Origin of the sequence: Paramagnetospirillum kuznetsovii (genome assembly GCF_003284725.1) — a bacterium.
Lineage (GTDB): Bacteria > Pseudomonadota > Alphaproteobacteria > Rhodospirillales > Magnetospirillaceae > Phaeospirillum > Phaeospirillum kuznetsovii.
Map to the genome: position 1 here is coordinate 12858 of NZ_PGTO01000026.1, position 26924 is coordinate 39781.

Below are 26924 nucleotides of genomic sequence, written 5' to 3' on the forward strand. Positions count from 1 at the left end.
GAAACCAACCATCTTGGACATGAACTGGGAAAGGGGGCTGTTATGGCTGTGGGATATGTGGCGGGACGGAGTCTGTTCGGGCGTTTGCTGTTCAGCCCGGTGGTGATGCTGGGCGCCGGTGTGGCCATCGGCTATCTCGGCTTCAAGTACCGGAAGGAGATCGTCGCCGCCGTGGCCAAGGCCAGCGATATGGGCAAGGACTTGGTGCTGAACACCAAGGAGAACCTCGCCGATCTGGTCGAGGAGACCCGCGAGGCCGAGGAAGCCAAGGCCAAGGAATAATCCTGATCCTTTTGAAGGGGGAGGTCCGTCATGATGGCAAGACGGACGAAGGCGGCCGAGGCCGCCCGACAAGCGCGGGCACGGGCGTTGTGGCAGGCGATGACCATCCGTCATCGCTCGACCGGCCATGTCCGCTTCGACCTGCCCGAGCCGTTGCGCGCCCCGGAAGCCGCGGCGGTGCTGATCGGCGGGCTGGCGGCGGTGGACGGAATCTATCGCGTCCATGTCTTTCTGGGGGCGGGCAAGCTGTCCATCCGCTGGATGGAAGATGTCTGCACCCTGGGCCATATCGCCCGCGTCCTGGCCGGTCTGGTGGGAGAGGCGGCGGACCTGGACAGGGTGCCACCGGCACCCGACGAGGCTCGGCTCGAGCCAGGATGGCGGGAACGGCTGATGCAGACCGCTCCGCTGCGGGCGGTACGCGCCCGCTATGACGACCTCAAGGCCAAGGCCGACATGCTGTCGAGGATCGTCGCCATCAAGACCGGCAAGCCGGTTCCAGGTGGAATCGACGTGCAGGAATGGACCATCCATTTCCTCAACGATCTGGTGGCCTTCTACCTGATCCGGCAACACTGGGACCGCATCATCGGGCAATGGCTGCCCAAGCCCTGGGCTCATCGCTATCAGTGGCTGACCGTGGTCTATCTCACCTTCCTGCTGGTCCGCTACCGCAAGGGGGCCACCCCCAAGGTGGTGAAGAAATGACCGAGGCCATCCAGGTCGTCCACCAGTTGCGGCGCCGAATCCGCATTGTCGTGCCGTCGCTGAAGGGCGATGCCGAGCGGCTGTGCCTGCTGGAAATTCTATTGCGCAAACACGCCGCCATCCGCGAGGTGAGGCTGGTTCCGGCCCTCGCCTCGCTGGCCCTGCGGTTCGATCCCAACCAGCTTCCGGCGGAGAACCTGCTGCGGCTGGTCGATACCGTCGCCGGCAACATCGCCCGCGCTCCGAAGCAGGTTCCCCCCGAGGCCCTGGCCTGCGACGGGGGCGAGGTCGGCGAGATCACGGTGGCGGTGGAGGGCATGACCTGCGCGTCTTGCGCCGCCCTGGTCCAGATGAGTCTCAACCGCGACCCGCGAATCCGTGCCGCCTCTGTCAATTACGCCACGGCCACGGCCACCGTGCTGGGCAGCCTGGACCGCCCCGATGTCGAGGCCCGTATCCGGGCATTGGGCTACGAGGCGCGGCCCATGGACACCTTGTCCCAGCGTCGCCTGATCGTCGAACGCGAGCGCCAGCATGTGAAGGACGCCAAGCGCCGGGCTCTGTCGGCTTGCCTGCTCAGTCTGCCGGTCATGGTCATCGGCATGGCCATGCCGCGCTCGCGCTTCTGGCATGTGGTGGAATTCGCACTCACCACGCCTGTGGTGTTGGGCGCGGGTTGGCCGTTCTTCACCCGCGCGGCCAAGCTGGCCAAGAACCGCGCCGCCAATATGGACACCCTGATCGCCCTGGGCACCGGCGCCGCCTATGGCCATTCGCTGACCTCGCTGGTGGCCGGGCGCCATCACCTCTATTTCGAGGCGGCGGCGGGCATCATCTCCTTCGTGCTGCTGGGCCGCTGGCTGGAGGAGCGGGCCAAGGGCAAGGCCGGCGACGCCATCCGCAAGCTCCTCGACCTGCAACCGCCCACCGCCACGGTGATCAGGGACGAGATCGAGGTGGTGGTCGCCGCCGACGATCTGGCGGTGGGCGACATCATCCTGGTCCGTCCCGGCGAACGAGTCCCGGCGGATGGCGAAGTGGTGTTCGGCCGCACCACCTTGGACGAATCCATGGTCACCGGCGAAAGCATGCCGGTGATCAAGGGCCCCGGCGATTCCGTCATCGGCGGCTGCATCAACGGTGTCGGCTCCATCCGCATGACGGCCAAGGCGGTGGGCCAGGATACCGTCCTGGCTGGCATCGTGCGCATGGTCGACCACGCCCAGGCCACCAAGCTGCCGGTCCAACGCATGGCCGACCGGGTCTCCTCGGTCTTCGTGCCGGGCGTGGTGGCGGTGGCGGGCGTGACCTTCGCCACTTGGGCAGCGGGCGGAGCAAGATTCTCCACCGCGCTGGGCAATGCCGTCTCGGTGCTGCTGATCGCGTGCCCTTGCGCGCTGGGACTCGCCACGCCGACCGCCATCATGGCCGCCACCGGACAGGCGGCGCGGCGCGGCATCTATATCCGCAACGGCGAGGCGCTGGAGACCGCCGCCACCCTGTCGGTGCTGGTGTTCGACAAGACCGGCACCCTCACCGAAGGCCGCCCGGTGGTTTCCCACTTCACCCTTCAGCCCGGCTTCGATCTGAATGAGACCCTGGCCCTCATCGTCGCCGCCGAGGCCGGGTCCGAGCATCATCTCGGCCGCTCCATCGTCGATTACGCCCGCTCCAAGGGAATCGAGGCGGCTGCGGTGGACGAATTCTCCGCCGAGATCGGACGCGGCATCCGCGCCCGGATCGGCCAGCACCGTATTCTGGTGGGCAGCGCCGCGTTCCTGCGGGCCGAGGGAGTGACGGTGGAGGCTCCGCCTCTGGATGGGCAGACCCCGGTTCTGGCCGCCATCGACGGGCGCTTCGCCGCCCTGTTCGGAATCTCCGACCGGCCGCGCGCCACCTCGGCGGCCGCCATCGCCCGCCTGCACGCATTGGGCATCCGCACCCTCATGGTCACCGGTGACGTGGAGAGCGCCGCCCAGGCCATCGCCGCCGAGATGGGCATCGCCGAGGTGGTGGCCCAGGCATCGCCCGCCCGCAAGCAAGAGATCGTGGCCGAGTTGCGGGCCGCCGGTGAATCGGTGGGCATGATCGGCGACGGCATCAACGACGCCCCCGCTTTGGCGGCGGCCGATGTGGGCTTCGCCATCGGCACCGGCACCGACGTGGCCATCGAGGCGGCCCCCGTCACCCTGGTCAATGGCGACATCGCCAAGGTGGCCGAGATGATCGAGTTGTCGCGCAAGACCATGCGCATCATCCGCCAGAATCTGGTCTGGGCCATGGGCTACAACACCATCGCCATTCCCGGCGCCGCACTGGGGGAACTCAGCCCCATGGTGGCCTCATCGGCCATGGCGCTGTCGTCGGTCTCGGTGGTGACCAATTCGCTTCGCCTGCAAAAGGACAAATGAGTGGGCGAGGAACTCAGCTACTCGCTCGCCTTCATGGCCGGGATCCTGGGCAGCGGTCATTGCGTCGGCATGTGCGGCTCGCTGGTCTCGGCCTGCTTTGTCCGCATGGGCGAAGCGGGCAAGGGCATCCTTCCCGTCATGGCCTATCACGGGGCGCGGGTGAGTATCTATGTGCTGGTTGGGCTGCTGGCCGCCACGCTCGGCCTCGCCCTGGTCTCCACCGGCATCATCGGCAAGGTCCAGGGCATCCTGCAGATCGTCGCCGGTCTGGTGGTCATCGCGCTGGGCCTCGATATCCTGGGTTGGCTGCCCCGGCGGCTGCCACTGATCGGCATGCCCATGCGCAGCTTCGGAAAATACTACTTCGCCGCCTCGGCCAAGGGGCCGGTGCGCGGCGCCGCCCTGGCCGGGCTGATGAACGGGCTGATGCCCTGCGCGCTGACCCTGGCGGTGGCGGTCAAGGCCAGTACCGCTCCGGATATCTGGCAAGGCGGAATGCTGATGCTGGCCTTCGGGCTGGGCACCCTGCCGTCCATGCTGTTCGTCAGTCTGGTGCTGGCGAAGCTGGGGGCAAAGGCGCGGGGCTGGCTGCTAAAGGGAGCCGCCGTGGTGGTCATCGCACTCGGTGCCGCCACCTTGATGCAAGGTCTGCGCTTTTTCATGGTGATGAAGAATCTGGCCAATTGGTAAGTCACAGCAAGAGGAGCATTGATATGAATCGTCGCAAATTCCTGGCCGCGGGCACCACTTTGGGCCTTGCCGCCACCGCAGCGCTTCCCGCCCTGGCCGCCGAGGGCGATGGCACGCCCATGCAGTTCATGCCGAAGAAGGCCAAGGATCCGACTCCGCTCGTCGACGAGCTGACCAAGTACCCGAAGTGTCCCTATTGCGGCATGGACCGTAAGGAATACCATTTCAGCCGCCATCTGGTTCACTACAGCGATGATCTGGTGGACGGCACCTGTTCGCTCCACTGCGCCGCCATTTCGCTGTCGGTCAACCTGGATCGGGTGCCCAAGGCCATCTACGCCCCCGATAACGGCTCGGGCGATGCCATCAAGCCGATGACCAGTGCCGAGGGCGCCACCTATGTCATCGGCGGCGATCACAAGGGCGTCATGACCAAGAAGCCCAAGACCTCGTTTGCTTCCAAACTCGCCGCCGAGGCGGCGAAGGGCGACGGCGAATTGGCGGATTTCAACAAGGCCCTGACCGCCACCTATCTCGGCATGGCCGAGGACACCATGATGATCCGCATGAAGCGCGACGAAAAACGCCGCCACATGATGGGCGACATGCACAAGGGCTGAGTTTGCGATGCGGGAGCCCCAGTGCCGGGCTCCCGCTGTTCTTCGAGGAAACGCCATGCGTCTGATCGCCGCCCTGCTGCTGTCGCTGTTTCTGCTGTCGGGCCAACCCAAGGCGGGCGAAGTGGTGGTTGCCCCTCCCGGTCCCAACGGCGTCTGCCCGGTCTGCGGCATGTTCGTCGCCAAATACCCGGAATGGGCCGCCGCCGTGGTGTTCAAGGACGGCCATACCCACTATTTCGACGGCGCCAAGGATCTGTTCAAGTTCATGCGCGACGTCAAAAGTTTCGATCCCGGCCACTCCGCCGCCGATATCGCCATCGTCGCGGTCACCGATTATTACGGCGTCAAGACCATCGACGCCCGCGACGCCTTCTTCGTGGTCGGCTCCGACGTCCTCGGCCCCATGGGGCACGAGTTGGTGCCGCTGGCCACCAAACAGGATGCCGAGGAATTCATGGCCGACCACAAGGGCAAGCGCATCCTGTCTTTCGACCAGGTGGGCGCCGAGTTGCTCAAGAGCCTCGACAAGGGCGGAGTCAAGTGAAGGCGGTCTCCATCCCCGAGACCGAGATGTGGGATGCGCTGGCGACCGAAATCGGCGACGTGGAGATCGCTGCGGCCCTTCGCGACCGCCAGGGCTTGCTGTCGCCCTGTGCCATTCTGCTGCCCCGCCACCAGGCCGAACGGGTCGCCCAGGCGGTGGCGGCACTGCATGCCGCCTTCTCCCAGCCCAGCCTGATCGAGGCGGCGCTGGAGGTGGCCCGGGGCGATGGTCTGCCCGACCACGGCCTGGGTGGCTGGATGCTGGGTTTCGACTTCCATCTGACGCCCGATGGCCCCCGCCTGATCGAGATCAATACCAATCCCGGCGGCATGCTGGCGGTGGCGGCCCAAGCCCGTGCCCAGGCCGTCTGCCGACCGGAATTGGGGGATGCCCCGGAGGTCGAGGCCACGGCCCTCGACGCCTTCCACGACGAATGGCGACGCCAGCGCGGTGATCGCCCCCTGACCTCCGTCGCCATCATCGATGACGACCCGGCCAGCCAATACCTCGATCCCGAGTTCCGTCTGTACCGCTGCTTGTTCGAACGGAACGGATTGCGGGCCGAAATTATCGATCCCGGCCAATTCAGTCCCGATCGAGTGGACATGGTCTATAACCGGCTGGTGGATTTCGCCCTCGATTCCCCCGGCCATGCCGCCCTGGCCCGAGCCTGGCGCGAGGGCAAGACGGTGGTCACCCCCGACCCCCGTGCCCATTATCTGTTTTCCGACAAGCGGGTGATGGCCCTGCTCAGCGACGAGCCTGCACTCCGTGCCCTTGGCCTGCGCACCGATATCGCGGCGACGGTGGCCCGAACCGTTCCTCCCACCGTCCCGGTCCGCGCCGACAACGCCGATGATCTGTGGAATGATCGTCGCCACTGGTTCTTCAAGCCCGCCAAGGGTCATGCCGGCAAGGCGGTCTATCGCGGCGAGAAGCTGTCGCGCTCCACCTGGCCGACCATCCTGGCCTCGCCCTATGTGGCCCAGCGTTATGTCCCGCCGTCACGTCTCCATGTGGAGCATGCCGGAGCGTCCCTCAAGATGGATCTGCGGGCCAATGCCTGGCAGGGGCAAATCATCCAGTTGGCCGCTCGCCTTTACGAGGGCCAGACCACCAACTTCCGCACCCCTGGCGGCGGATTTGCGCCGGTGTTCGTGCCACCCGTTGACATGGCACATCAACTTCACCTGTGAGGAGATAAGACCGTCGGTCCTCGCAGGTCAAAACCATACATCAAGGTGGGCAATTCATTGGGGGCTGGTCACCCCGACGTATCCAGGCTTTGAGGTCATCGACCAGCGGCTGGGCATCCCGTTGGCGGAGTGCCTGGGCTATTTAGCTCCTCAAGCAGATCTTTAAGGATAGCACTCAGGCTGGGGTCCGGGATCTCGCAGTCAGGTACGATGGGATTGTCAAAATTTGTTATTAGGTTGAAGTGGTCAGGGTCTGAGTTGGTTTCCAAAGATAGGTTAGGGACCGGGGGGGGCGGACTGTTCCTCGTCGTCGTTTGGACGGTTACCGGAGGAGGATTCGGACGGTTTGGCGTTCTTGTTTGGATGCTGAGAATCGACCACCAGTCGGTAGACATTGGGCTGACCTTTGCGCTGGGTGGGGAACTGCCTCCGCGAATTTCCGCCGCCGCGAGTGTATGTGAAGTAGCCGTACTTGAGCAAAGTTTTGATGCCAGAACGCAAATTCTATCAACTAAACTGATCAGCAGACCCGGAGAGTAGCTTAAACTTCCCCGAAATCTGTCCAACCAGCGGGGAGCAGCTCACGACAAACCAAGGCCGTGTAGCCTTTTTAGCTAAATAAGCCCGCTAAGCGGCTCTTAAGATTTTGAGAAATAGGGATGCGACGCCATGATGTCGACCATTATCAATTTATCTGAATCGAACCGAATTAGTGATATTCGGACCGCAGTTATCCGCAAAAATCCAGACTCGAATGAGTTAGAGGAATGCCTCTTAGAGCTTCTGCGTCGGCGGATGTGGGCGGAGGCCTCGGAGGTGGCGCTCGCCGCCGTGGCGTTGGGGTCACGCGACTGGAGAGCCTATATCGTATCGGCAACCAAACAATTGGGAGACAAGAATTATGCGGCGGCCAATCAGCTTGTGGAACTGATGAGCGAGCTTCCGACAACCCAGGACATCAAACAGGAGGAACTGACTTACGAGCCTGCTGCCATGATGGTGATCATCAATATCATCTCTGCAGTGCGAAACCATTTTTCGGGTGTGGATTTTGGTCAATTATGGGGATGGACCAACCTATTGAAGGCGGTGAGCCCGCCAGTCTTGGCCATGACGGACGGCATACGCGATCAAAGATCCATTGCGGATAAAATCGTGGAGGCGCGGAGCGCGAGGCCAATGATCCGCCTGCCGGAACGTCTTGGCGAGCCAAGACTGGGCCGTAAGGTGGTGGTCGGAATGAAGGAAAGGTTCTTCCCCGAGCGCGCCAACTCCCGCCTTTCCGACATGCCTGCGCGAATTGTATCAGCCATGAAAGCCTATGGCTGGGATGTCACCTTCGTCAAATTCGGCGAGGCCGGCAAGAACACGGATATAATCCAAACGCTTATTGAAACCTCCCAGCAATTGAATCCAGATCTCATCCTGCTCGATGTCGAATATGACGACTTTCATACAGATATACTGAAGACCGTGCGGGATAAGCTTCCGCATACCATGCTGATTTCGTTCTACGCCGACCCCTGGAAGGATAATATACCAATCCGTATCAGGGAGGTTTCATCCATCGTCGATGGGTTTTGGTCAGTTAACCCATCACTTGAAATCTGGACGGAGAACGGCGTTCGGGAAAAGGCGATCTTTTTCCCATGGCTGCATGGCGGCTATCGTGGGGGCACCGATGTTTCCCTCCAGAATCCGGGCTATCGCTTCCTTGGCGGGATTGAGATTTACAATTGGCCACGGGCGATTTGGGCCTTGGAATCCTTCCTCAACCACGCACCGATCTCATTCGATATTTCCCGGCATGCCGAGGACGGTCTTGACGCGCTGACAAGTTTTCATCGCTATCTGGACCGATTGGCCGAGGTGCGGGGGTGCGTCAATTTTTCGACCCGGAGGGACTTTCGAAAAACCCTCACGGCCCGTGTTTTCGAGGCCTTGCAGGCTCGAACCCTGCTCATTCAAGAGGCCTCGGACGAACTGGATTACTATCTTGTGGATGGGCGTGACTATCTGTCCTTTGCGAATTTTGACGAGCTGATGGAGGTGATTGCCTTCTCGGATGCCAATCCAGACGTGGTCGGCGAGATCGTTGCGAATGGCCACCGACTGGCCACCACAACCTATGGGGATAACGCCATCATCGGCTATTTCGACAGCCTGATCGAGCGGCATTGGTCCCTGTCCGGAGCCCCTGTCGTTTAAGTAGTGGGATCCAGCATCGCGGTCATGTCCTGGAATAGCGGTAGCGGGCCCGGTGGAAACTCTAAAGAATGGAGCTCCATGTTCGGTCTATACAGTGTGTAGACTGCCTGTCGCCCGCAGATCTCGCAAAGAAAATAGCGAGGTGTACGGATAAATACGCTGACATCGTCCAGCCGCCCAGCGATAATTTCTTGAATGTCACCATGGAAATTGATTTTTCTCTCTGTTCCATGGCCGCAATAGGGGCAGTTCTGGTGGCTCACGAAGCACGAGCGTTTGAAATCATCAAATTCTCCCTTCGGCTGAACGGCGAGGAAAATCCTGTGATCGCCAAGGCATTGCGACAACTGCCCAATGGTGGCCTGGACTGCGTGGTCAATCAAGGTGGCGAGATGGTCTTCCGGAATGGCTGTTAAATTGTAATGAGGCGGTTTGGCATAATATGATTTCTTGTCCTGTATAATCCCCTTTTCGATACCGTGATTAAACAATGGCGTCGCGGGATAAGGCCGTATCCGTCCCACGCTCAACATTGCCTTGTTGCAATTGGCGATGGCGAACTCCGTGGTTTCACGGATTGTATCTTCCGTTTCAGCGGGATCGCCAAAAATGAAATTGCCGTAGAGAGGAAGATTCGCCTCGACGGAGGCGTCGATGGCGGTTTGGATCTGTGCCTTCGTGATCTTCTTGCGCATGCTCGTCAAGACGGTATCGCTCGCGCTTTCCAGCCCGACGGCCACGGTGAAGCAACCGGCATCCTTCATATCGCTCAGCAAGTCGCTGTTGATGTCTGACACCCGCATGGCGCAGGTCCACCTGAAATCCAGCCCAAGCCGACGGACTCCATCGTTGAACTCGCGAATGCGCTGTTCCTTAATGGAAAACAACTCATCATAGACAACCAAAATATTAAATTTATGCTTTTCGTGGAAATAGGAGACCTCCTGCAGAACCTCTGGAATGGGACGTTGTTTGTAAATGCCGCCGTTGGAATGGAAACAAAAAGTGCAGCGGAACGGGCAAGAGCGCCCCGCGCTGATTGGGAAAATTCTGGGACGTGGATAGACGCTGGCTAGATTCCAGCAGGTCGCATGGTCGGTGGCCTGGAAAAACGCCTCAATTCCCACCTCGTCGTAAGAAGGCCGCGCATAGGGCGGCATATCTTTGGTCTCGCGAGCCGTAGGATTCAGGATAAGTTCGCCATCCTTCCAGTAGCTCAATCCGGCAATCGCCTCCATAGTCGACCCCTTATCCAGGGCGGCGGCAAGATCAACCACAGGGAATTCAGCGTCACCGGCAATGCTGAAATCTGGCCTCAGGTCTTCGTTGATGTACTGCCGGTCGGCTGTGACCAGCCCACCGCCCAGGACGATCGGAATATCGGGGGCGAACTGGCGGCAGATGGACATGGCGGCATGAATGAAAGTGTAGTCGGCCGACAACCCACCCAGGCAGATCATCTGCGGCTGATACAGGCTGATGGCGCGCGTCAGCCCGTCGAATAGAATCCGTGGGAGATTTTTCCGGGTTCGAGCATAGCCAATGTTCAATCCGAATATTTCATGTCCCGCCGCTTTCAACGCGCCTGCGACATAGGCTACGCCTTGGGGAAAGATATCTGGACTGATATCGGCCTTGGGAAAGCTTGTGCTTGTGACGACCAGGAGAACTCTCATTCAAAACTCTCCTAAGGGTATCGACCTTCTCCACGATTGACGCTACGATAGCTCTATTCACTTTGCATCGGAAGAGTAGATTGGAAAAGATTAGAGAGTTTATTGGTCTTGTGGCGTTATTTTTGTGCGCGATAAATATTTGAAATACGAAATGACGCCACTAAATGAGTCTTTTTCTGCAATTTGAGATCTGCTCGTTCGGCTCTATCAGTCCGGCATAATAGCTAAGGAGACAGATATGGAGAAAAGTTTAATGATCTCTAATGTTCCTATCCGATAGTGGCAAGAGAACGACTACCTCCCTCCAGCGAGGTTGATTGTTTGCTGGCCAGGAAGATCCAAGGGGACAAAAGCCTAAATAACACCGCGATAGAGACGGTGCAGGTATCGCTGGTACGCCAGTTAGATGCTTTGGAGGCGAATACCCTGGATTCTGACGCCATCGGATCCTTGGCCGAGGGGCTAGCAAGAACCGGCTTCCATGCATCCGCCTGGGCGGCATTTATTCGTCAGGCAGAGTCAACCGAAATTCCAGTGGATCGGATCGCCGCTTATCGCGGATTGGCTGCGCTGGCACGGTCCCAGGGAATGACCGCCACAGCTTATGGCTTCGAGCGCCGTATGAACCGATTAAATGGAATCGGCAATGACCCTGCCGGAATTCCAGAAATATCCATCGGAGATCTTAGCGTCATTGGGCGTAGTGTTGACACAGAGTATTGGAATAGCATCGTTGGTGCCGATTATATCTCTCCCTTGGCCTGCGACCCCCTTCGAGATCCGAATCTCGCCATGACAATATTTAAGGATAACGCGTTTGGAAATTTGCTTGGCCTTGTTGAGGATTATTCTTTCGTAGTTGTCGATGATAGTGGCCAGCCGCTGATCGAGGTCGAATGCGACGCTCGCGGCGACCAGAACCTCGGTTGCCGTGAAGCTGGAATCATCCTTATTGAGTTGGCTCCTGATTCTCCAGCTCTTGATACGGCCCGAGATCTGGCCCTTCAACAATTGGAGGCAATAACTCTCTGGGCAGGTTGCCCTTATGCTCTTGTTGAAGAGGCCCGCCAGTCGTTACAGCGGGATCGACTTGCACGCCTGGTTTCCTCACCGCACGACATCCAGCCGTTGCGTTACGGCTGGATTGATCTTGATCGCGATCCTCAGACTCTCTTGGCATCCTATCGGGCCAGCACTCGGCAACGCGTTCGCTGGGGCTTGGATAATATGTCGGTGAGTTCATTAATGGCTGATGATACGGGGGCGGTCGATTGTTATCGAGCCGCCTATTTTTTGGCCCAGCGGCGGCCGCCTTTGCCCGATGAGATGTTTCTCCGTGCGCTTCATGAGGGGAGCATTGACGCTTTCGTTGGTCACTTTGAGGGTCAGTTGGCGGCGTTGGTCCTGACTTCACATCATGGCTCTGTCACCTATGACATGGCGACCTGCCGTGATGTGGGAAGCAGCCGACCATTTAGCCATTGTCTGGTTCATGTCGCCATTCTCCAGGCCATGGCCAAGGGGCGCCGCATGTTTCATTTTGGACCACTCTATGAGGACGGCGACGATAAGATGTGCCGTATCGCAGAATTCAAACGAGGATTCGCCTCCTCTTTCGGCGAGTACGAGTTGATGAAGCTATTCCGTTGATGGCTTGGTCTCTAAGATCCTTTGAACGGGCATTTCCATGTATGTCTCTTCACGGCACAAGGGGGCCGCAGATGTCCTTCGCCTCAATGGCCGGTTTCGAGTTTCTTGGCGCCGTTTCGTTCCGCCAAAGCGGGTGCGCGCAGGGTAAGCGTCTATTCCGTCAGCGCCAGCTTTCTGGGGACTAGATCCCCATGCCCTGGGACACCGCCTAGGGACGCCCTGAGCATTTCCAGCAACGGGACGATTTTGGCTTCCAGTTGATCGATGATCGGAAGTGCCGCCTTGGGTCCGGGGCCACCCAGTTCCGTTTCGATGGCGGCGGCAAGGTCGCCAATCTCGTGGGCCGCCACCATGCCGGAAGCCCCTTTGAGGGTATGGGCCTTGCGGAGCGCCGACTCAATATCGCCATGGATGACGTCGTTGCGTAATTGCCCGCACACATCTCCCTGCTTCACGAAACTGAGAAGCGAGCCGAGATACAATTCTCCTATCCCACCCACGAGCCGAAGGCCGGCCCGTGTGTCAAGGCCAGGGATTCCCGTTGGAAAGTCAATATTCGCGCTCTCGAATTTCGCGCATATCTCCGGGGGGAAAATAGCCTCCGTATCGCCCCATCCCGTGACCCATTTCAGGATGGTGGCGTATAATTGTCCCGGCTCGAACGGCTTCGATATGAAGTCGCACATACCCGCGGCAAGGCATTCATCCAGATGGCTGCTCATGACATTCGCCGTCATTGCCACGATGGGGAGATTGTCGAGCGCCTCGTGCCGCCGGATGAGCCGAGTGGCCGTCAGGCCATCCATCACCGGCATTTGCATGTCCATCAATACGATTTCGTAATCTTTGTCCCTGACCATATCAGTCGCTTTGGCGCCGTCGGAAGCAATGTCCACCACCATGCCCAACGCGCCAAGGAGTCCAATGGCCACGGCCTGATTGGTCGGATCATCCTCGACCAGCAAGACCCGCGTGCCCTGAAGCGTGGCCCAATCCCTGGGCCCGATATTCTTATGCTTGGCGACACGTCTTGGCCCATTCCTCACATCCGCCTTCGCGGTGGCCACGGCCTCGACCCTCACGGTAAACCAGAAGGTGCTGCCCTGGCCGGGCGTGCTTTCCACCCCTACGGCCCCTCCCATCAGCTCGGCCAGTTGTTTGGAAATGGCCAGACCCAGGCCGGTGCCGCCGAATTTGCGGGTGATTGTGATGTCGGCCTGCTGGAATGGCCTGAACAGTTCAGCCTGCTGGTCGAGGGTCAGGCCAATTCCCGTGTCGCTGACCGCGCAGCGCAACATGATTCCGGCGGCGTCAGCGTCACTGCCATCGACATCGACGGTGATTTTTCCAGACTCGGTGAATTTGACGGCGTTATTCAGGTAATTGAGCAATACCTGCCCAATGCGCAGAGGGTCTTATACCAATGGATAATATATGGATTGTTAAGAAGAATGATCCGGTCAATGGCCTTCAGCCCATGCTCAAGGGAAACCAGCCAACGTGTGGCGGCAATTTGATGGTTTCATGCGACGAGCGCATGGATCTGCTCAGGCAGAATGGGAACGTTGACCAATTCATACGTCGTATGTATGGGGCTGATGAGATCGCTGGCGATACCGTTCGCTATTGTTTGTGGATTGAGGATTCCGATGTAGATGTGGCGCAAGCCATACCTCCTCTTTTCTCCCGTTTGATGCTCGTGAGACAAAGTAGGGAGCGCAGCTCAAAAGCTGCAACACGATCTTACGCAAGTCATCCGCATAGATTTACAGAAATACGACGTATTGATGGTAAATTTATAGCTATTCCATGCGTTTCATCGGAAGATAGAAAATTTATAACGCCTGTTTTGCTTGATGATAAATCCATTATATCAAACAGATGCTTTGGCGCATACCAAGCTCCACTGCACTATATATCTATTATATCATCAACAATGCATAGAATTTGGGCTGAGACATCAAGCGGAAAGCTCGAAACTAGGTTGAACTACTCAAATACCTTGTCGTGGAACACATTCCCAGTTCCTACGCTGACCGAGAAGAACAAGGCCGATCTGACCCGCTGCGCCGAGGACATTCTGCTGGCGCGAGAAGAGCATTTTCCGGCCACCATTGCCGACCTCTACGATCCGGAAGCCATGCCCGACAACTTGCGGGCCGCCCATGACCGCAATGACGAGGTGCTGGAGCGCATCTATATCGGTCGCCGCTTCAAAAACGATACGGAACGGCTTGAAAAGCTGTTCGAGATGTATAGCCAGATGGTCGCCGCCGATGGCCCCGCCAAGAAGGCCAAAGGGAAGGGCCGGTCATGAGCGGATTTAATCGCATGACGGTCGTTGCAGCAGCCGAAGTGGTTGCTGAATTCAATTCGCACAGCGATATGGGATTATTAGAGGTCCAATGGGGGGTGAGCGGCAGGTGCGATCCCTCCAGCAAGTCGGCGCGAACTGCAGATTTGTCACGCGTTGCCATCGACGAAAATCCAGAAGTAATGATGGAAAATGGCCGCATGTCACTAAGTCGAGCCATCATTGAAACAGCCATTCAGGCTCCCCCAAAAACTTATCGGCATAATGTGTGGACGAAGCTCAAAGCAGGCCTTCGATTCGATGGATACGAAGTTCATGGAATGAAAGATGGCAGTTCCAATGGATGGGCCGCGCCTGACGCGAGCGCAGCAACAAAACCTCATCTTGTAAGAATGTTGCCGGATGGTATTCCGGGTTTGGATTTCCGCGAGGCGGAAAGCGAAGTGCTGTCCCTGCTGGATCGACATGCAATCCATATCGCGAAAGGGCATTTGCGGCAGGCTCTGTCCGCATTTGAAAGAGGCGAATGGTCATCTGCGAATGGGGAGCTACGGAACTTTTTTGAAAGCTATTTGAATGAAATTTCAGAGCTTTTAGGATGCATGGCCTCCGGCGATAGCAAGGCCAAGCGTGATTTTCTGGGAAATCTACAGCCCCCATTTCTGCTGACAGAATACAACGAATGGAACGCAAACAATCAGAAGCCCCAATACGTCCAAGGGCTGATGAGTCGAATGCACCCACATGGCGGGCATCCGGGGCTATCCGAGGAAGAAGATGCGACCTTCCGCCTTCAGATAACGCTGATAACCGCCCGGCTTTTCTTGCGTAGATTCGACATTAGGAAGAATAGCTAAGATGAGTGCTCACATCCCCTCGGTTTCCGTCACCTATGCCCAGACCGGCAAGTCGGCCAAGGCCAACGAGTTGGGCATGCGTCCCATGCAGGAACGGGTCTATGAGAAGCGGGGCGAGCAATACCTGCTGATCAAATCGCCGCCCGCATCGGGCAAAAGCCGGGCGTTGATGTTCGTCGCCTTGGACAAATTGCAAAAGCAGGGGCTTTCGCAGGCCATCATCGTTGTGCCGGAACGGTCCATCGGGTCCAGCTTCAATGACGAGCCGCTTTCCAAATTCGGCTTTTGGGCCGATTGGGTGGTCACGCCTAAATGGAATTTGTGCAACGCGCCGGGCGATGACGGGGGCAAGGTCAATTCGGTTAAGACGTTCCTGGACAGCGGCGACAAGGTGCTGGTTTGCACCCATGCTTCCTTCCGCTTCGCCGTTGACCGCTTCGGGGTCGAGGTGTTCGACAACCGGTTGATCGCCGTGGACGAATTCCACCATGTCAGCGCCAGCCAGGACAATAAGCTGGGTGCACATCTGGGCCAGTTCATCGCCCGCGACAAGGTGCATCTGGTGGCCATGACCGGATCGTATTTCCGGGGCGATGCCGTGCCGGTGCTGGCCCCGCTGGACGAAGCCAAGTTCGAGACGGTGACCTATACCTATTACGAGCAGTTGAACGGCTATGAGTACCTGAAGGCCCTGGACATCGGCTATTTCTTCTACACCGATGCGTATACCGACCACATCATGCGGGTGCTGGACCCGATGGAAAAGACCATCGTCCACATCCCCAACGTCAATTCACGGGAAAGCCTGAAGGACAAAATCCGCGAGGTGGAACATATCCTGAGCGGCCTGGGGGATTGGCAGGGAGCCGACCCAAAGACCGGCTTCCAATTGATCACCACGCCGGATGGCCGGACGCTGAAGGTGGCCGATCTGGTTGATGATGACGCCGCACGGCGTGAGCGTGTGATTACCGCCTTGAAAGACCCCGCGCACAAGAATAACCGCGATCATGTGGACATCATCATCGCGCTGGGAATGGCGAAGGAAGGCTTTGACTGGATTTGGTGTGAACATGCCCTGACCGTGGGCTACCGCTCCAGCTTGACCGAGATTGTCCAGATTATCGGTCGCGCCACCCGTGACGCAAAGGGCAAGACCCGTGCGCGTTTCACCAACCTAATCGCGCAACCCGATGCATCGGATGAAGCTGTAAACGAAGCCATCAATGACACCCTGAAGGCCATCGCTGCCAGCCTGTTGATGGAACAAGTTCTTGCGCCCCGGTTCAATTTTGTTCCCAAAACCACCCAAAGCGGCCCGCAGGATGGCTTTGATTACGGCGAGGCCGGTTATGACCCCAATCGCTGCAATGTGGGATTTAACGAGGAAACCGCGCAGTTCCAGATCGAGATCAAGGGATTGGTGGAGCCGAAAAGCAAGGAAGCCACCCGCATCTGCAAGGAGGACCTGAACGAGGTGATCACTGCCTTTGTTCAGGATAAGACCGCGCTAGAACGCGGCCTGTTTGACCCGGAATTGGTCCCGGAGGAACTGACCAATGTTCGCATGGGCAAGATCATCAAGGATCGCTATCCCGAACTGGATGCGGAAGATCAGGAAGCTGTGCGCCAACATGCCGTCGCGGCGCTCAATCTGACCCAACAGGCCAAGGCCATTGCCTTGAACGCCGACGACACCCAAATCAAGGGCAACACTGCCCTGATCGACGGGGTTCGTCAGTACGCCATGGATGTCCGTGAACTGGACATCGACCTGATTGATCGGATTAATCCGTTTGGCGAGGCATATGCCATCATGGCCAAGACCATGAGCGAAGAGAGCCTAAAGCAGGTACAGGCTGTCATCAATGCCAAGCGGGTGAACCTGACACTGGAAGAGGCCCGTGAACTGGCCCAGCGCGCCCTGAAGTTCAAGCAAGAGCGTGGTCGCCTTCCGTCACTCACTTCGGCCGATGCGTGGGAAAAGCGGATGGCCGAGGGAGTTGCGTTCCTTCAGCGTAAGGCTGCCGAGGCCAAGAATGGTTGATCAGTCCGATCTTGAGCTTCTTGAAGCCCTTGGTGTTGAGGTCGAGCCGGAACGCAAAGGATCGCGCACGGCCCGCGAAGAACGCATCATTGCGGGCTTCGAGGAAATCCAGCGTTTCTATGAAAGCCAAGGACGTGCACCCCGCCATGGGGAAGACCGCGATATCTTCGAGCGCCTTTATGCCGTGCGTTTGGACCGTCTGCGGGAACTGGAGGAATGCCGCACCTTGCTCCTGCCGATGGATCGGCAAGGATTGCTGTTGGAAAGTGGCGCTGCCGATGCAGCGGCAGGCGAAACCATGGACGACGATGCATTGTTGGCGGCGCTTGGAATTGAGGCTGGTGGCGAGGATGATCTGAGCAATCTGCGTCATGTTCGCTCGGTGGCCGAAAAACGCGCCGCCGAAGAAATCGCCAACCGCACCAAATGCGAGGATTTCGACAAGTTCAAGCCGCTGTTTGCCCAGGTCCAAAAGGAACTGGATGCGGGCATTCGACAAGCGCGCCCATTTGAACTGAAAGCGGAAATTCGACCGGGCGCTTTTTTTATCGTCGGCGGTCAGAAAGCCTATGTCGCGGAAATGGGGGAAATTTACTCCAACGCGCAAGGCCGAACGGATGCGCGAATGCGGGTCATTTTTGACAATGGAACGGAAAATGACCTGTTGATGCGCTCATTGCAGCGGGCGCTTCATAAGGATGAGGCCGGTCGCCGCATTACCGACCCGTCCGCAGGCCCCTTGTTCGACAGCGTTCAAACGGATGGCGACACCGAAAGCGGAACAATCTATGTGCTGCGCAGCAAGTCGGACCATCCCGTGGTCGTGTCACATCGGGAAGTGCTTCACAAGATCGGCGTGACCGGCGGTAGCGTCGAGCAGCGCATCGCCAATGCCAAGCTTGACCCCACATATTTATTGGCCGAGGTCGAGGTGGTTGCCACCTACAAGCTCTGCAACATCAATCGGTCCAAGCTGGAACACCTGATCCATCGGTTCTTCGAGCCAGCCCGAATGAAAATCGAAATCATGGATCGCTTTGGCAACCCCGTGTCGCCCAGGGAATGGTTTCTGGTTCCCCGCTTCGCCATTGATGAAGCGGTTGACCGGATACGGGACGGTACGATTGCCAATTTCACCTATGACCCGACCGGAGCCAAGCTGAAGGGCGTTGATGGGCTTTAGGTTTTGGCGAACAATTCCGCCATATCGACATCGGTTGCCTTCGCGCCAATCAGGCGCACCTTGGCCGTGATCTGTCGGACGCTGATGGTGGCCGTGCTGGTTTCCATCTCGGCAGCATAGCATGTGGAATTTTCGGCAGTCGGCCAGCGCGGCGATAACTTGTCGGGTCTCCCGACAAGTTGGCCGAGGCCAAAAACACGTATGCCCCCAGGGTGCGAGCCTGGAGGCATTTACGATGTGTCGGGTTAACCGACAATTACGGCAAGCAGATTGCTACGCAACAAGAGCGCTATAGGCTGCTTGCTTCTTGCTTTGCAAGCAGAGCAAGTTATTTTGCATTAGCAGAACAACAGCGTCATAATCTGCTTTGCTAACTTTTCCATACCCATAACCAATGCTAATATAGCCATGTGTTTTTGTGCATGGAGTTCTTTGGTATTTTGCATTTGTCACACGATCCAAGGCGTTAAAATCTCTTGACGCCAAAGCATACGCAGATAAAAGTTGCTTGAACTGCCTGTATGTGCATGGTGATAACTTAAAATTGTATAGCTTGTTGCTGTAATTTTTGAGAGAAAGCTTATACATAATTGCATCTGTCCCGCTCGCAAATCCAATAATCACAAATTTATCACCACTAATTCTAAGCGAGTATTCTTTGAAGTATGATTGCGCCCATGCGTCTGGCATAATGTTGTTATCAATTGAGTTAATAGCAGCGCTTATGCTGTTAAATCTTGTTATGACGTAATAGCGATTTTGGTTCGGCATTTTATCCTCCAATTGTTTTGGAAATTTCAGCGCATGCCCCCAGGGTGTGAGGCTGGGGGCATTTACGATGTGTCGGGAAACCCGATAAGTTAACTACGCTGCGATTTGCATCTGCTTTTTGCGGACGCCGAGAACGACCTGCTCAAGAGCACGAAGCAGTTGACGGATGCTGCTGCTGTGGCGCTTGACCAGTTCCACAACGGCTTCGTCGGGCACGGTGACGTTTTCAGCACGAAGGACGCGTTCCGCCAGCGGTAGATAGGTCGTGACGGAGCCGTGGGTGAAATCGAAATCGTCACAGCGGTCGAAGAGGCCGTGGTCAAATTTTGAAACGTCGTTGCTGGTCAGGATGACCATAAGACGTTCGGAATTCTTCTCCAGTGCCCCGCGCAGAACGGTTTTGGCCTCGGTCGACATCGTGTCGGCCTCGTCCAAAATCAGAAACATCCTATCTTTGTCGTTCCAAGCCGTGCCGCACATATAGCCGTCGGCAAGTTCGCGGATACGCTCGACGCTGGCGTCCTTGGCGGCACTAATGAACTGAACGTCATTGGCGTGAATGCCAGGAACAATCACTTTGGGCAGCATCTTCGCGATGGTCGTCTTGCCGCAACCATGCGGCCCATACATGAGAATATGCTCAAACTTATTCCCGTCTTTGTAATGCCCGAACCTTTCGGCCATTTCGGCACTGGGAAAGACCAGTTCGTCGAAGGTCTTGGGGGCATGTTTTTCAAAAAAAATACTCATCGTCATCTCCTTTTCAGGTGAGGAAAGGCGGGGAAGCTGACGCGCTTCCCCGAGCTTTCAGGTTACGCAGCGATAGGCTGCGGGGTGGTGCTGGCATCGGAAGTCGTGCCAGCGGCAATCGCGGCGGCAAGGGCGTCGGCCTGGGCCCTGTCCGAAGCGGCAGCGATATTGGTGACAGGGTTGGTTGGCGCAGACCGATTGGCGGTGGTCTTGGCCGACTTGTCCTTCTCGCTGGCGAGACGACGAATTTCGGCCTTCACCTGATCGCTGTCGGGAGTCCCGACAGTTTTGATGACTGACAGAGCGCCGTTACCATCGACATAGCCGAGAACGAGGACGTAACCGTTGCGTCCCTGAATGTTGGCATTGGGCGCAACAGAACCGATGGTGCCGACCTGCTGAAGCTTGGCAAGGCCGTTGTTGTAGGCATTGTCCAGATCAGCCTTCTTCTGCTCGGCAGTCTCTTCAGTGCCGCGAAGAACAGCATAAATGCCGCCTGCGTTGCTCAGCCAAGATTCAAAATCGGCCTTTTTCACATCCTTGGCAGCCGCGATTTTCAAGACCTGGGCGTAATCGCTGGCCCGATGGCGATTGTCATCGCCGAAAATGATCTTGATTACTTTGGCGGCGGTTGAGGTGACCTTATTGAAGGACACACTCAACGCAACGGCGGCTTCATTGATTTTCTTGCGGCCCTCGTCCGTTTCCTTGTGATCAACGAAGACGGAGTAGCAGCGAGAAAGAATGGAATAAAGACGCTTATTACTGGTCGCGAGTTCGTTGGCTTCCCAGTTTTCGCGGTCAGCGATGATGGAAGTGAGTGCAGACTGAAGTGTATTATTTACGTTTTGCATGAGTGCCTCCTCTATGCAGGTTGCGGCTGTTTTGCCGTGTCGCAATGTCGCGACAAGAGGAAGCCTGATACTTAGGAAACTTCGCGTCAAATACTAAATGAATATGAAAAGTGCCAAAAATGCACTTTTATTCTGTGGGAAATCAATGGGTTATAAAATCGCCGTGTCCGGTTTTTGCCGGTCAGGTACTACAGTACCGGGGGCGATTTTCGCCGATTTTTCAAAAACTGATTTTTAGCCATGAAATTGCCCTTCCAAGCCCTCCCACTTGTCGGGCCTCCTGACAAGTTTCCCCCGTCTGTCTTTTCGTTGTGATCCACTTCAATCATCCATACCGTGTTCGTAGTACGTTCCCGTTTGGAGAATTGGAAATGAGCACGTTGGACAAGCTGAAGCTGATGGAAATCACCCGCAGGGCGGCAGCCAGCACGCCCGAAGGGCATTTGCGAAACAGGATGGTCGAGGCCATCAACCAGCAGATCGCTGCTGCGGAAGCGATGCAGAGCGGCGAAAGCTTCCAGTTGCGTCGTCGGCATTGGGCCAAAGGCGCTGGTGGTGAGAAAACCCTACAGGAGAAGCTGGTTCGCTTTCGTCCCTGGTACTGGCAGGAGGCCAACGGGGCTTTCATGCTGGAAGTGCGCTACGGCAACAAGGTGCTGGAACTGAAACCGAAGAAGACGGCTATCGAGGTCGGCGTGGTGGCCGAACTGGTTCCGACCTTGACGCTGCTACGTGAGGCCGTGGTCGCGGGCGAACTCGACAAGCAGTTGGCCGCCGCAAAAGGCCGTTTTGGTAAAAAGCTCGCGTAAGAAGCTTTTCCAGCCCCATACAAGCGGGGCTGGTTTCATGAGTGCCGCACTACACGGCCTCCGGCTTTGAAGCGTGTGCGGCGGTTGGCAGCGCGAACGCGGCGATGGGCAGTATATTGGGCGCGGCTTGCGGCGCTACGCTGCACTTATTCGGTAGGTTCTGGCGGTGGTGGCCGCTTCTTCGCCTTGGCCTTCGGCTTTTTCATTCCCAACCAATCCACATCCGAGACGAACTCGTTGGCCCTATTCACCGTGCTGTCGTGACCGTAATGCATGTGCACGACTTCCGGCGAGTTGCCCATGTTGTTGGCTATCAGCCTGATGTCCACGCCTGCTTCCAGCTTCAGCGTCGCATAGGTGTGCCGCATGCTGTATGGGACGAACTTCTTTCCATGTGCATCCGTCGTCAGGCCGAGCGCCTTGCACATCGTGTTGAACTGCCGTTTGAAATCCCTCACGGGGCGGCCAGTTTCCTGATCGGCGATCACGAAATGGTCGTCCTTATTGAAATTGGAAAGCACTCGGAAGGCCTTCAGGTGTGCATCGGTGAAGGTGTCACAGCGGACCTCACGTTCACCAGTTTTCGTTTCCGCCGCGATCCTCAACATCCTATGCGTCACACCGTTGACCGTCTCTTCGCGGAAATGCTTCCACTTGATCAGCACATGTTCGCCTCCTGGCCGAATGCCAGTTCCGAGTACGAGATGAACAAAGGCGCTGAACACCAGTCGGTCAGGATTTACTGGCGTGAGGTCCAATTCCAAACCGCCTTCGGTCTTGATCATCTTGGGCGAGCTGGGATGGGCGTTGCAGTAGGGCAAAATCCGTTCGACCTGATCCTTGGTGAAGGCCGGATAGCGGTTGGCCCTGATGATTTTGGCTGATTTTGCCCGCTTGCTGCCGATTTGCGGCATTTTCGACGCAGCAAGCAGGTCGTGGGCGACCGCGTATTTGAAGATCAGCCGCAGCACCGTGTCTTCATTATAGGCCTTGTCCGCGCTGCCGAGCTTCTTGGCCCGCGTATAGACCTTCCCATCCTTGCGCGTGATGGTTTCCTTATCGAGCTTCGAGCCGGGGCCGCTGGTCCAAAACACTTTGCGCCAGCGCTCATATTCCGCGAGCACCTGCTGATTGATCTGGGTGATCTTGTAGCTGCCGAAAAACGGGATGTGGTAGCGGTTGGCGATCAAAGTGTAATCGGCCACCTTGCGTTCATCGTCGGCCTCGATGGATTTCAGCCATCGCTGCACGATCTTTTGGAACGTCACTGCTGTCGGGTCTTGGCCCTGTTCGATCAGAATTTCATAGCGGATTTTCTGCTCGCGCGCCCATTTCAGGGCTTTGTCGAGGTCGTCCTGCTTTGTGCTGACCGGATTGACGGGTGTACCGTCTTTCAATTTCAGCTTGGCCTGCCAGCAGCGCGTTCCGGCACGCTGATAGAGCACAACGTCGCCATCATCATATGTGAGGTAGTCGAATCGCTTTGCTCTCGGCATGTCGAGCGCTCACAATTATTAGTGTATAAATTGACGGCCCACTAAATGTTAGATAATGTGAATTGACTGTGAAATGCAATATATAAATTTTACTAATATATAATGCCTTGTTTTTGCTGAGTTTTTGGCGTCCCGGAGGTGATTCGAACACCTGACCTACGGTTTAGGAAACCGTTGCTCTATCCTGCTGAGCTACCGGGACGCAAGGCGCATGCGCGGATGGGCGGGTTATATCATCCTCGGGCTTGGCGGCGAAAGCCCTCTTGCGGGCAAAATCGTCGTTGCGGTTTCGTCGCTTGCCGTGGGGATGGGGGGCGGGCATAGTCCTGGCTTGGCGAAATGGGGAGGTAGTTTCATGAGCGGCTGGCGCAGTCACGACGGTCAACAATCCGACCGGCAACCCATCAAGCGCACCAATGACGATAAGCGCCGCCTGCTGCAAAGGCTCCGCGACGAGCAGGCGTCGTTCAAGCCCTGGGTCGCCGCCGCCATCAAGGAAGCCTTGGCCAAGCGCATCTCCGAACTGGAAGCCGATCTGGCCGTCACCGCGCGCGGCTAAGAATATTCACTCTTTGTTCCGCGTGGTGTAGAGTCGCCGCGTGAGAGCGAGGAGGGAAGATGCCGGCGGTCTGCCGCGACTGTGGGGGCGTGTTCGAAGGTGGCGGCGAAGCCTGTCCGGCTTGCGGCTCCGTCCGTTTGATCGCGCATCCCGAACTGCTGGACCTGTCCATCGCCCATATCGATTGCGACGCCTTTTACGCCTCGGTGGAAAAGCGCGATGACCCGACCTTGGCGGACAAGCCGGTGATCGTCGGCCATCCCGGCGGCCGCGGCGTGGTCACCACTGCCTGCTATGTGGCGCGCAAATTCGGCCCCCGCTCGGCCATGCCCATGTTCAAGGCCTTGGAACTATGCCCCCAGGCGGTGGTCATTCCCCCTGACATAGCCAAATACAAGCGGGTCAGCGGCCATATCCGCGCCCTGTTCGCCAAGGCGACGCCGCTGTTCGAACCATTGTCGCTGGACGAGGCCTATCTGGATCTGTCCGAGGGCGTGCGGCTGGTGGACCGGCCGCCGGCGGTCTTGCTGGTCCGGCTGGCGCGGGCCATCGAGACGCGGGTGGGAATCACCGTATCGGTGGGCCTCAGCTATAACAAGTATCTTGCCAAGCTTGCCTCCGACCGCGACAAGCCGAGGGGCTTTTCCGTCATCGGTCGTGCCGAGGCCAAGGCGGTGCTCGCCCAATTGCCGGTGCGCTCGCTGTGGGGCGTCGGCGCCGCCACCGCCGCCCGCATGGCGGAGCAGGGCATCACCATGGTGGCGCAATTGCAGGCCATGCCCGAGGCGGAGATGTCGACGCGCTGGGGCAAGTTCGGCCGCCAACTGGCGGGGTTTGTCCAAGGTATCGATCATCGGCGCATCACCTCCGATCGGCCCGCAAAGAGCGTATCCACCGAGACCACTTTCGCCCGTGACATTCGAGAACGGGCCGCGCTGGAGCGGGAATTGCGTCCTCTGGCCGAGGGCGTCGCCCACCGGCTGGCCCGTCATGGCGCCGCCGGGCGGACGGTGGTCCTCAAGATGAAGACCAGCGATTTCACCCTGATCACCCGCCATCACCGGCTGAGCGACGCCACCGGCCGGGCCGACGTCATCCTGGCCGCCGGACTGCTGCTGCTGGAGCGCCTGGCTGATGGCCGCGCCTTCCGCCTGATCGGGATCGGGGTGACGGACTTGTGCCCGATCGCCGAGGCCGATCCACCAGATCTGTTCGGGAGGCAGCTTTCGACCGAACCTTGATCGATTCGATGGAAATCGATGTCACTTAAGGGCAATCTTCAAGGTGAAACTTATCCGGACAATATTTAAGAGAATCCGGAAAGGGCCAGGGAGTCGGGATGGGGGAGGAAATCCGTGCATTCAAGGAAAAGTGCCGAGTTTGCGCATGCTTTCGCCGTGCGGCTGATGCAGCATCTTGTGGTTCCTACCTTCGTGCTGGATGCTGATCGGCGGGTCATCATCTGGAACAAGGCCTGCGAGCGTCTGACCGGCGTTCCGGCGTCGGAGGTGCTGGGGTCATCCGATCATTGGCGGGCATTTTACGAAGAGCCCCGGCACTGCCTCGCCGATATCCTGGCCTTGGGCCGCACCGAAGAGTTGGACAGTTTGTACGCCGCCCATTCGGAACCGGGCGAAGCCGCCCATGGCCTGCGCGCCGAGAACTGGTGCATCATGCCCAAGGTGAAGAAGCGGCTTTATCTCGCCATCGACGCCGGTCCCATCTATGACGAGGACGGCCAGTTGATGGCGGTGGTCGAAACCTTGCGCGACAACACCGAGCAGAAGCTGGCGCAGATGGCGCTCCACAGCCTTGCCATCAAGGACGGATTGACCGGGCTGGCAAATCGTCGCAGCTTCGACGAGACGTTGGAAGCCGATTGGCTTCACGCCATGCGGGAAGGCGCGCCGCTCTCGCTGCTGCTGATCGATGTGGATCATTTCAAGCTCTACAACGACACCTATGGGCACCAAAAGGGCGATTCCTGCCTGCGGCACGTTGCCGAGGTCATGACCAAGCAAGTCTTCCGCCCCGCCGATCTGGCCGCCCGTTACGGCGGCGAGGAGTTCGCGGTGATCATGCCCATGACCGATCTGGACGGAGCGGTGCGGGTGGCCGAGCGTATTCGAATCGCGGTCAGCGACCTTGAGCTTCCCCACTCCGCCAGCCAGACGACCGACCGGGTGACCCTCAGCGTCGGTGCCGCGACGGTGGTGCCGACCATGGATCAAAATCCGACGGATCTGATCAACCATGCCGATGCGGCGCTCTATCGGGCCAAGCATTCCGGGCGCAATCGTGTTGTCGGCGGCGAACTGGTCGCTGCGGAATAGCCCGCCTGTCCAATTGGCCTAGCTGGTGACGTTGACATCCCGGTTGGCCGGCCGTATGGTGCGATGCAATACTGAATTCAGCTAGGCGATGCCGATATTTTCGCACGCCGGATCAGAGGGTTGTCAGGCAGATGAAAGTCCTTGTCGCGGTCAAGCGGGTGATTGACTACAACGTCAAGATCCGGGTTAAGGCCGACAATACGGGTGTGGAGACTCAGAACGTTAAGTTCTCCATGAATCCGTTCGATGAGATCGCGGTGGAAGAGGCTGTTCGGCTTAAGGAAGCGGGCAAGGCTTCAGAGATCGTCGCGGTTTCGGTGGGTCCGGCGGCGGCGTCGGAGACGTTGCGGACGGCGCTGGCCATGGGGGCCGATCGCGGCATCCTGGTGCAGTCCGATGACGAGGTTCAGCCGCTGGGCGTGGCCAAGCTGCTGAAGGCGCTGGTGGACAAGGAAGGCCCCGGCCTGATCATCCTGGGCAAGCAGGCCATCGACGACGATTCCAACCAGACCGGCCAGATGCTGGCGGCGCTGCTGGGGCGTCCGCAGGGCACCTTCGCCTCCAAGGTGGAGATCGGCTCGGACGCCATCACGGTGACCCGCGAGGTCGATGCGGGCCTGGAGACGGTGACGCTGAAGCTTCCGGCGGTGGTGACCGCCGATCTTCGCCTCAACGAGCCGCGCTACGCGTCGTTGCCCAACATCATGAAGGCGAAGAAGAAGCCCATCGACACGGTGACCGCGGCCGATCTGGGCGTCGATGTGAGCCCGCGCCTTGTCACCTTGAAGGTGGAAGAGCCGCCCAAGCGCTCGGCCGGTATCAAGGTGGCCGACGTGGCCGCCCTGGTGGACAAGTTGAAGAACGAAGCGAAGGTGATCTAGGGCTTGTCCACGAATGAACACAGATAAAGAAAATCAATATTTCTATTCGTGTTTATCCGTGTTCATTCGTGGACCCTATCACCTG

General features: G+C 58.1%; 24 protein-coding genes and 1 tRNA gene. 18 read left to right on the plus strand and 7 right to left on the minus strand.

Annotated features, from left to right (window positions below; genetic code table 11):
- Positions 1 to 42: 42 nt before the first annotated feature.
- The 8 genes from CU669_RS18955 (at position 43) to CU669_RS18990 (ending at position 8659) form a co-directional block, all read left to right on the plus strand.
- Positions 43 to 282, plus strand: coding sequence for a hypothetical protein (locus CU669_RS18955; protein ID WP_239988794.1), 240 nt, complete (start codon positions 43 to 45; stop codon positions 280 to 282).
- 30 nt (positions 283 to 312) lie between these two features.
- On the plus strand, positions 313 to 990 hold the full coding sequence (locus tag CU669_RS18960; protein ID WP_112147167.1) for a Rieske (2Fe-2S) protein: 678 nt from the start codon (positions 313 to 315) through the stop codon (positions 988 to 990).
- Entirely contained in the window at positions 987 to 3401 is a 2415-nt protein-coding gene (locus CU669_RS18965; RefSeq protein WP_112147168.1) for a heavy metal translocating P-type ATPase, read from the plus strand. The genes CU669_RS18960 and CU669_RS18965 overlap by 4 nt, the downstream gene beginning before the upstream one ends.
- Complete coding sequence (locus CU669_RS18970) at positions 3402 to 4091, plus strand: sulfite exporter TauE/SafE family protein (protein WP_112147169.1); 690 nt, start codon at positions 3402 to 3404, stop codon at positions 4089 to 4091.
- Between the two features lie 23 nt (positions 4092 to 4114).
- Entirely contained in the window at positions 4115 to 4711 is a 597-nt protein-coding gene (locus CU669_RS18975; protein WP_112147170.1) for a nitrous oxide reductase accessory protein NosL, read from the plus strand.
- A 55-nt stretch (positions 4712 to 4766) separates the two neighbouring features.
- On the plus strand, positions 4767 to 5255 hold the full coding sequence (locus CU669_RS18980; protein ID WP_112147171.1) for a nitrous oxide reductase accessory protein NosL: 489 nt from the start codon (positions 4767 to 4769) through the stop codon (positions 5253 to 5255).
- Positions 5252 to 6451, plus strand: coding sequence for an ATP-grasp domain-containing protein (locus tag CU669_RS18985; protein WP_239988795.1), 1200 nt, complete (start codon positions 5252 to 5254; stop codon positions 6449 to 6451). Before CU669_RS18980 ends, CU669_RS18985 begins: the two co-directional genes overlap by 4 nt.
- A 669-nt stretch (positions 6452 to 7120) precedes the next feature.
- Positions 7121 to 8659: a glycosyltransferase family protein gene (locus tag CU669_RS18990; protein ID WP_112147172.1), complete on the plus strand. Its 1539-nt coding sequence runs from the start codon at positions 7121 to 7123 to the stop codon at positions 8657 to 8659.
- Here the strand turns inward: CU669_RS18990 and CU669_RS18995 are convergent.
- Positions 8656 to 10335 carry a B12-binding domain-containing radical SAM protein gene (locus CU669_RS18995; RefSeq protein ID WP_112147173.1) on the minus strand — a complete coding sequence of 560 codons (1680 nt, stop codon included), beginning with the start codon at positions 10333 to 10335 and terminating at the stop codon, positions 8656 to 8658. The two genes, CU669_RS18990 and CU669_RS18995, sit on opposite strands and share 4 nt — an antisense overlap.
- A gap of 321 nt (positions 10336 to 10656) precedes the next feature.
- Between CU669_RS18995 and CU669_RS21205 the strand changes: the two genes are divergently transcribed.
- Positions 10657 to 11985: a hypothetical protein gene (locus tag CU669_RS21205; protein WP_146747794.1), complete on the plus strand. Its 1329-nt coding sequence runs from the start codon at positions 10657 to 10659 to the stop codon at positions 11983 to 11985.
- 152 nt (positions 11986 to 12137) lie between these two features.
- Here CU669_RS21205 and CU669_RS19010 read toward each other — a convergent pair whose 3' ends face one another.
- Positions 12138 to 13394: a response regulator gene (locus tag CU669_RS19010; RefSeq protein ID WP_322096925.1), complete on the minus strand. Its 1257-nt coding sequence runs from the start codon at positions 13392 to 13394 to the stop codon at positions 12138 to 12140.
- Positions 13395 to 13408: 14 nt separating this feature from the next.
- Here CU669_RS19010 and CU669_RS21480 point away from each other — a divergent pair, with 14 nt between their 5' ends.
- The 4 genes from CU669_RS21480 to CU669_RS19030 are packed head-to-tail and all read left to right on the plus strand — an operon-like array spanning position 13409 to position 18386.
- Positions 13409 to 14302 carry a type IIL restriction-modification enzyme MmeI gene (locus CU669_RS21480; RefSeq protein WP_161539722.1) on the plus strand — a complete coding sequence of 298 codons (894 nt, stop codon included), beginning with the start codon at positions 13409 to 13411 and terminating at the stop codon, positions 14300 to 14302.
- Positions 14299 to 15156 carry a hypothetical protein gene (locus CU669_RS19020; RefSeq protein ID WP_112147178.1) on the plus strand — a complete coding sequence of 286 codons (858 nt, stop codon included), beginning with the start codon at positions 14299 to 14301 and terminating at the stop codon, positions 15154 to 15156. Before CU669_RS21480 ends, CU669_RS19020 begins: the two co-directional genes overlap by 4 nt.
- A 1-nt stretch (position 15157) precedes the next feature.
- Positions 15158 to 17203 carry a DEAD/DEAH box helicase gene (locus CU669_RS19025; protein WP_112147179.1) on the plus strand — a complete coding sequence of 682 codons (2046 nt, stop codon included), beginning with the start codon at positions 15158 to 15160 and terminating at the stop codon, positions 17201 to 17203.
- Positions 17196 to 18386, plus strand: a complete 1191-nt coding sequence (locus CU669_RS19030; RefSeq protein WP_112147180.1) for a GIY-YIG nuclease family protein — start codon at positions 17196 to 17198, stop codon at positions 18384 to 18386. Before CU669_RS19025 ends, CU669_RS19030 begins: the two co-directional genes overlap by 8 nt.
- A gap of 273 nt (positions 18387 to 18659) precedes the next feature.
- On the opposite strand, the gene CU669_RS21210 is transcribed toward CU669_RS19030, so the two are convergent.
- The 3 genes from CU669_RS21210 to CU669_RS19040 all read right to left on the minus strand — a co-directional run bounded on the left by CU669_RS21210 (position 18660) and on the right by CU669_RS19040 (position 20761).
- Positions 18660 to 19157 carry a hypothetical protein gene (locus CU669_RS21210; RefSeq protein ID WP_146747795.1) on the minus strand — a complete coding sequence of 166 codons (498 nt, stop codon included), beginning with the start codon at positions 19155 to 19157 and terminating at the stop codon, positions 18660 to 18662.
- Positions 19158 to 19250: 93 nt separating this feature from the next.
- Positions 19251 to 19907 (minus strand): AAA family ATPase, encoded by a 657-nt coding sequence (locus CU669_RS19035; protein ID WP_161539723.1) that lies wholly within the window; start codon positions 19905 to 19907, stop codon positions 19251 to 19253.
- A 62-nt stretch (positions 19908 to 19969) separates the two neighbouring features.
- Positions 19970 to 20761: a hypothetical protein gene (locus tag CU669_RS19040; protein ID WP_112147182.1), complete on the minus strand. Its 792-nt coding sequence runs from the start codon at positions 20759 to 20761 to the stop codon at positions 19970 to 19972.
- 371 nt (positions 20762 to 21132) lie between these two features.
- Here CU669_RS19040 and CU669_RS19045 point away from each other — a divergent pair, with 371 nt between their 5' ends.
- Positions 21133 to 21570, plus strand: coding sequence for a DUF6641 family protein (locus CU669_RS19045; RefSeq protein WP_112147183.1), 438 nt, complete (start codon positions 21133 to 21135; stop codon positions 21568 to 21570).
- A 146-nt stretch (positions 21571 to 21716) separates the two neighbouring features.
- On the opposite strand, the gene CU669_RS19050 is transcribed toward CU669_RS19045, so the two are convergent.
- A complete protein-coding gene (locus CU669_RS19050) occupies positions 21717 to 23066 on the minus strand; it encodes a tyrosine-type recombinase/integrase (protein ID WP_112147184.1) in 1350 nt (449 codons plus the stop codon).
- 125 nt (positions 23067 to 23191) lie between these two features.
- Positions 23192 to 23268 (minus strand) — tRNA-Arg (locus CU669_RS19055).
- 153 nt (positions 23269 to 23421) lie between these two features.
- Here CU669_RS19055 and CU669_RS19060 point away from each other — a divergent pair.
- From CU669_RS19060 to CU669_RS19075, 4 genes are all read left to right on the plus strand, one after another.
- A complete protein-coding gene (locus CU669_RS19060) occupies positions 23422 to 23625 on the plus strand; it encodes a hypothetical protein (RefSeq protein ID WP_112147185.1) in 204 nt (67 codons plus the stop codon).
- 59 nt (positions 23626 to 23684) lie between these two features.
- Positions 23685 to 24866, plus strand: coding sequence for a DNA polymerase IV (locus CU669_RS19065; RefSeq protein ID WP_112147186.1), 1182 nt, complete (start codon positions 23685 to 23687; stop codon positions 24864 to 24866).
- A gap of 114 nt (positions 24867 to 24980) precedes the next feature.
- Positions 24981 to 25958, plus strand: coding sequence for a sensor domain-containing diguanylate cyclase (locus CU669_RS19070; RefSeq protein ID WP_239988796.1), 978 nt, complete (start codon positions 24981 to 24983; stop codon positions 25956 to 25958).
- Positions 25959 to 26089: 131 nt separating this feature from the next.
- The gene (locus CU669_RS19075) at positions 26090 to 26839 is read left to right on the plus strand and encodes an electron transfer flavoprotein subunit beta/FixA family protein (RefSeq protein ID WP_112147188.1); all 750 of its coding nucleotides are present in this window, start codon (positions 26090 to 26092) and stop codon (positions 26837 to 26839) included.
- Positions 26840 to 26924 lie beyond the last annotated feature (85 nt).

Bases quoted from the DNA above. Each gene is read 5' to 3' on its own strand.
- CU669_RS18955 (WP_239988794.1), top strand. From the start codon at position 43: ATGGCTGTGGGATATGTGGCGGGACGGAGTCTGTTCGGGCGTTTGCTG.
- CU669_RS18990 (WP_112147172.1), top strand. From the start codon at position 7,121: ATGATGTCGACCATTATCAATTTATCTGAATCGAACCGAATTAGTGAT.
- CU669_RS19075 (WP_112147188.1), top strand. From the start codon at position 26,090: ATGAAAGTCCTTGTCGCGGTCAAGCGGGTGATTGACTACAACGTCAAG.
- CU669_RS19040 (WP_112147182.1), bottom strand. From the start codon at position 20,761: ATGCAAAACGTAAATAATACACTTCAGTCTGCACTCACTTCCATCATC.
- CU669_RS18995 (WP_112147173.1), bottom strand. From the start codon at position 10,335: ATGAGAGTTCTCCTGGTCGTCACAAGCACAAGCTTTCCCAAGGCCGAT.
- CU669_RS19035 (WP_161539723.1), bottom strand. From the start codon at position 19,907: ATGAGTATTTTTTTTGAAAAACATGCCCCCAAGACCTTCGACGAACTG.
- CU669_RS19050 (WP_112147184.1), bottom strand. From the start codon at position 23,066: ATGCCGAGAGCAAAGCGATTCGACTACCTCACATATGATGATGGCGAC.
- CU669_RS18975 (WP_112147170.1), top strand. From the start codon at position 4,115: ATGAATCGTCGCAAATTCCTGGCCGCGGGCACCACTTTGGGCCTTGCC.
- CU669_RS18980 (WP_112147171.1), top strand. From the start codon at position 4,767: ATGCGTCTGATCGCCGCCCTGCTGCTGTCGCTGTTTCTGCTGTCGGGC.
- CU669_RS19065 (WP_112147186.1), top strand. From the start codon at position 23,685: ATGCCGGCGGTCTGCCGCGACTGTGGGGGCGTGTTCGAAGGTGGCGGC.
- CU669_RS18960 (WP_112147167.1), top strand. From the start codon at position 313: ATGATGGCAAGACGGACGAAGGCGGCCGAGGCCGCCCGACAAGCGCGG.
- CU669_RS21480 (WP_161539722.1), top strand. From the start codon at position 13,409: ATGGATAATATATGGATTGTTAAGAAGAATGATCCGGTCAATGGCCTT.
- CU669_RS19020 (WP_112147178.1), top strand. From the start codon at position 14,299: ATGAGCGGATTTAATCGCATGACGGTCGTTGCAGCAGCCGAAGTGGTT.
- CU669_RS19030 (WP_112147180.1), top strand. From the start codon at position 17,196: ATGGTTGATCAGTCCGATCTTGAGCTTCTTGAAGCCCTTGGTGTTGAG.
- CU669_RS19060 (WP_112147185.1), top strand. From the start codon at position 23,422: ATGAGCGGCTGGCGCAGTCACGACGGTCAACAATCCGACCGGCAACCC.
- CU669_RS19025 (WP_112147179.1), top strand. From the start codon at position 15,158: ATGAGTGCTCACATCCCCTCGGTTTCCGTCACCTATGCCCAGACCGGC.
- CU669_RS21210 (WP_146747795.1), bottom strand. From the start codon at position 19,157: ATGCCGAACCAAAATCGCTATTACGTCATAACAAGATTTAACAGCATA.
- CU669_RS18965 (WP_112147168.1), top strand. From the start codon at position 987: ATGACCGAGGCCATCCAGGTCGTCCACCAGTTGCGGCGCCGAATCCGC.
- CU669_RS19045 (WP_112147183.1), top strand. From the start codon at position 21,133: ATGAGCACGTTGGACAAGCTGAAGCTGATGGAAATCACCCGCAGGGCG.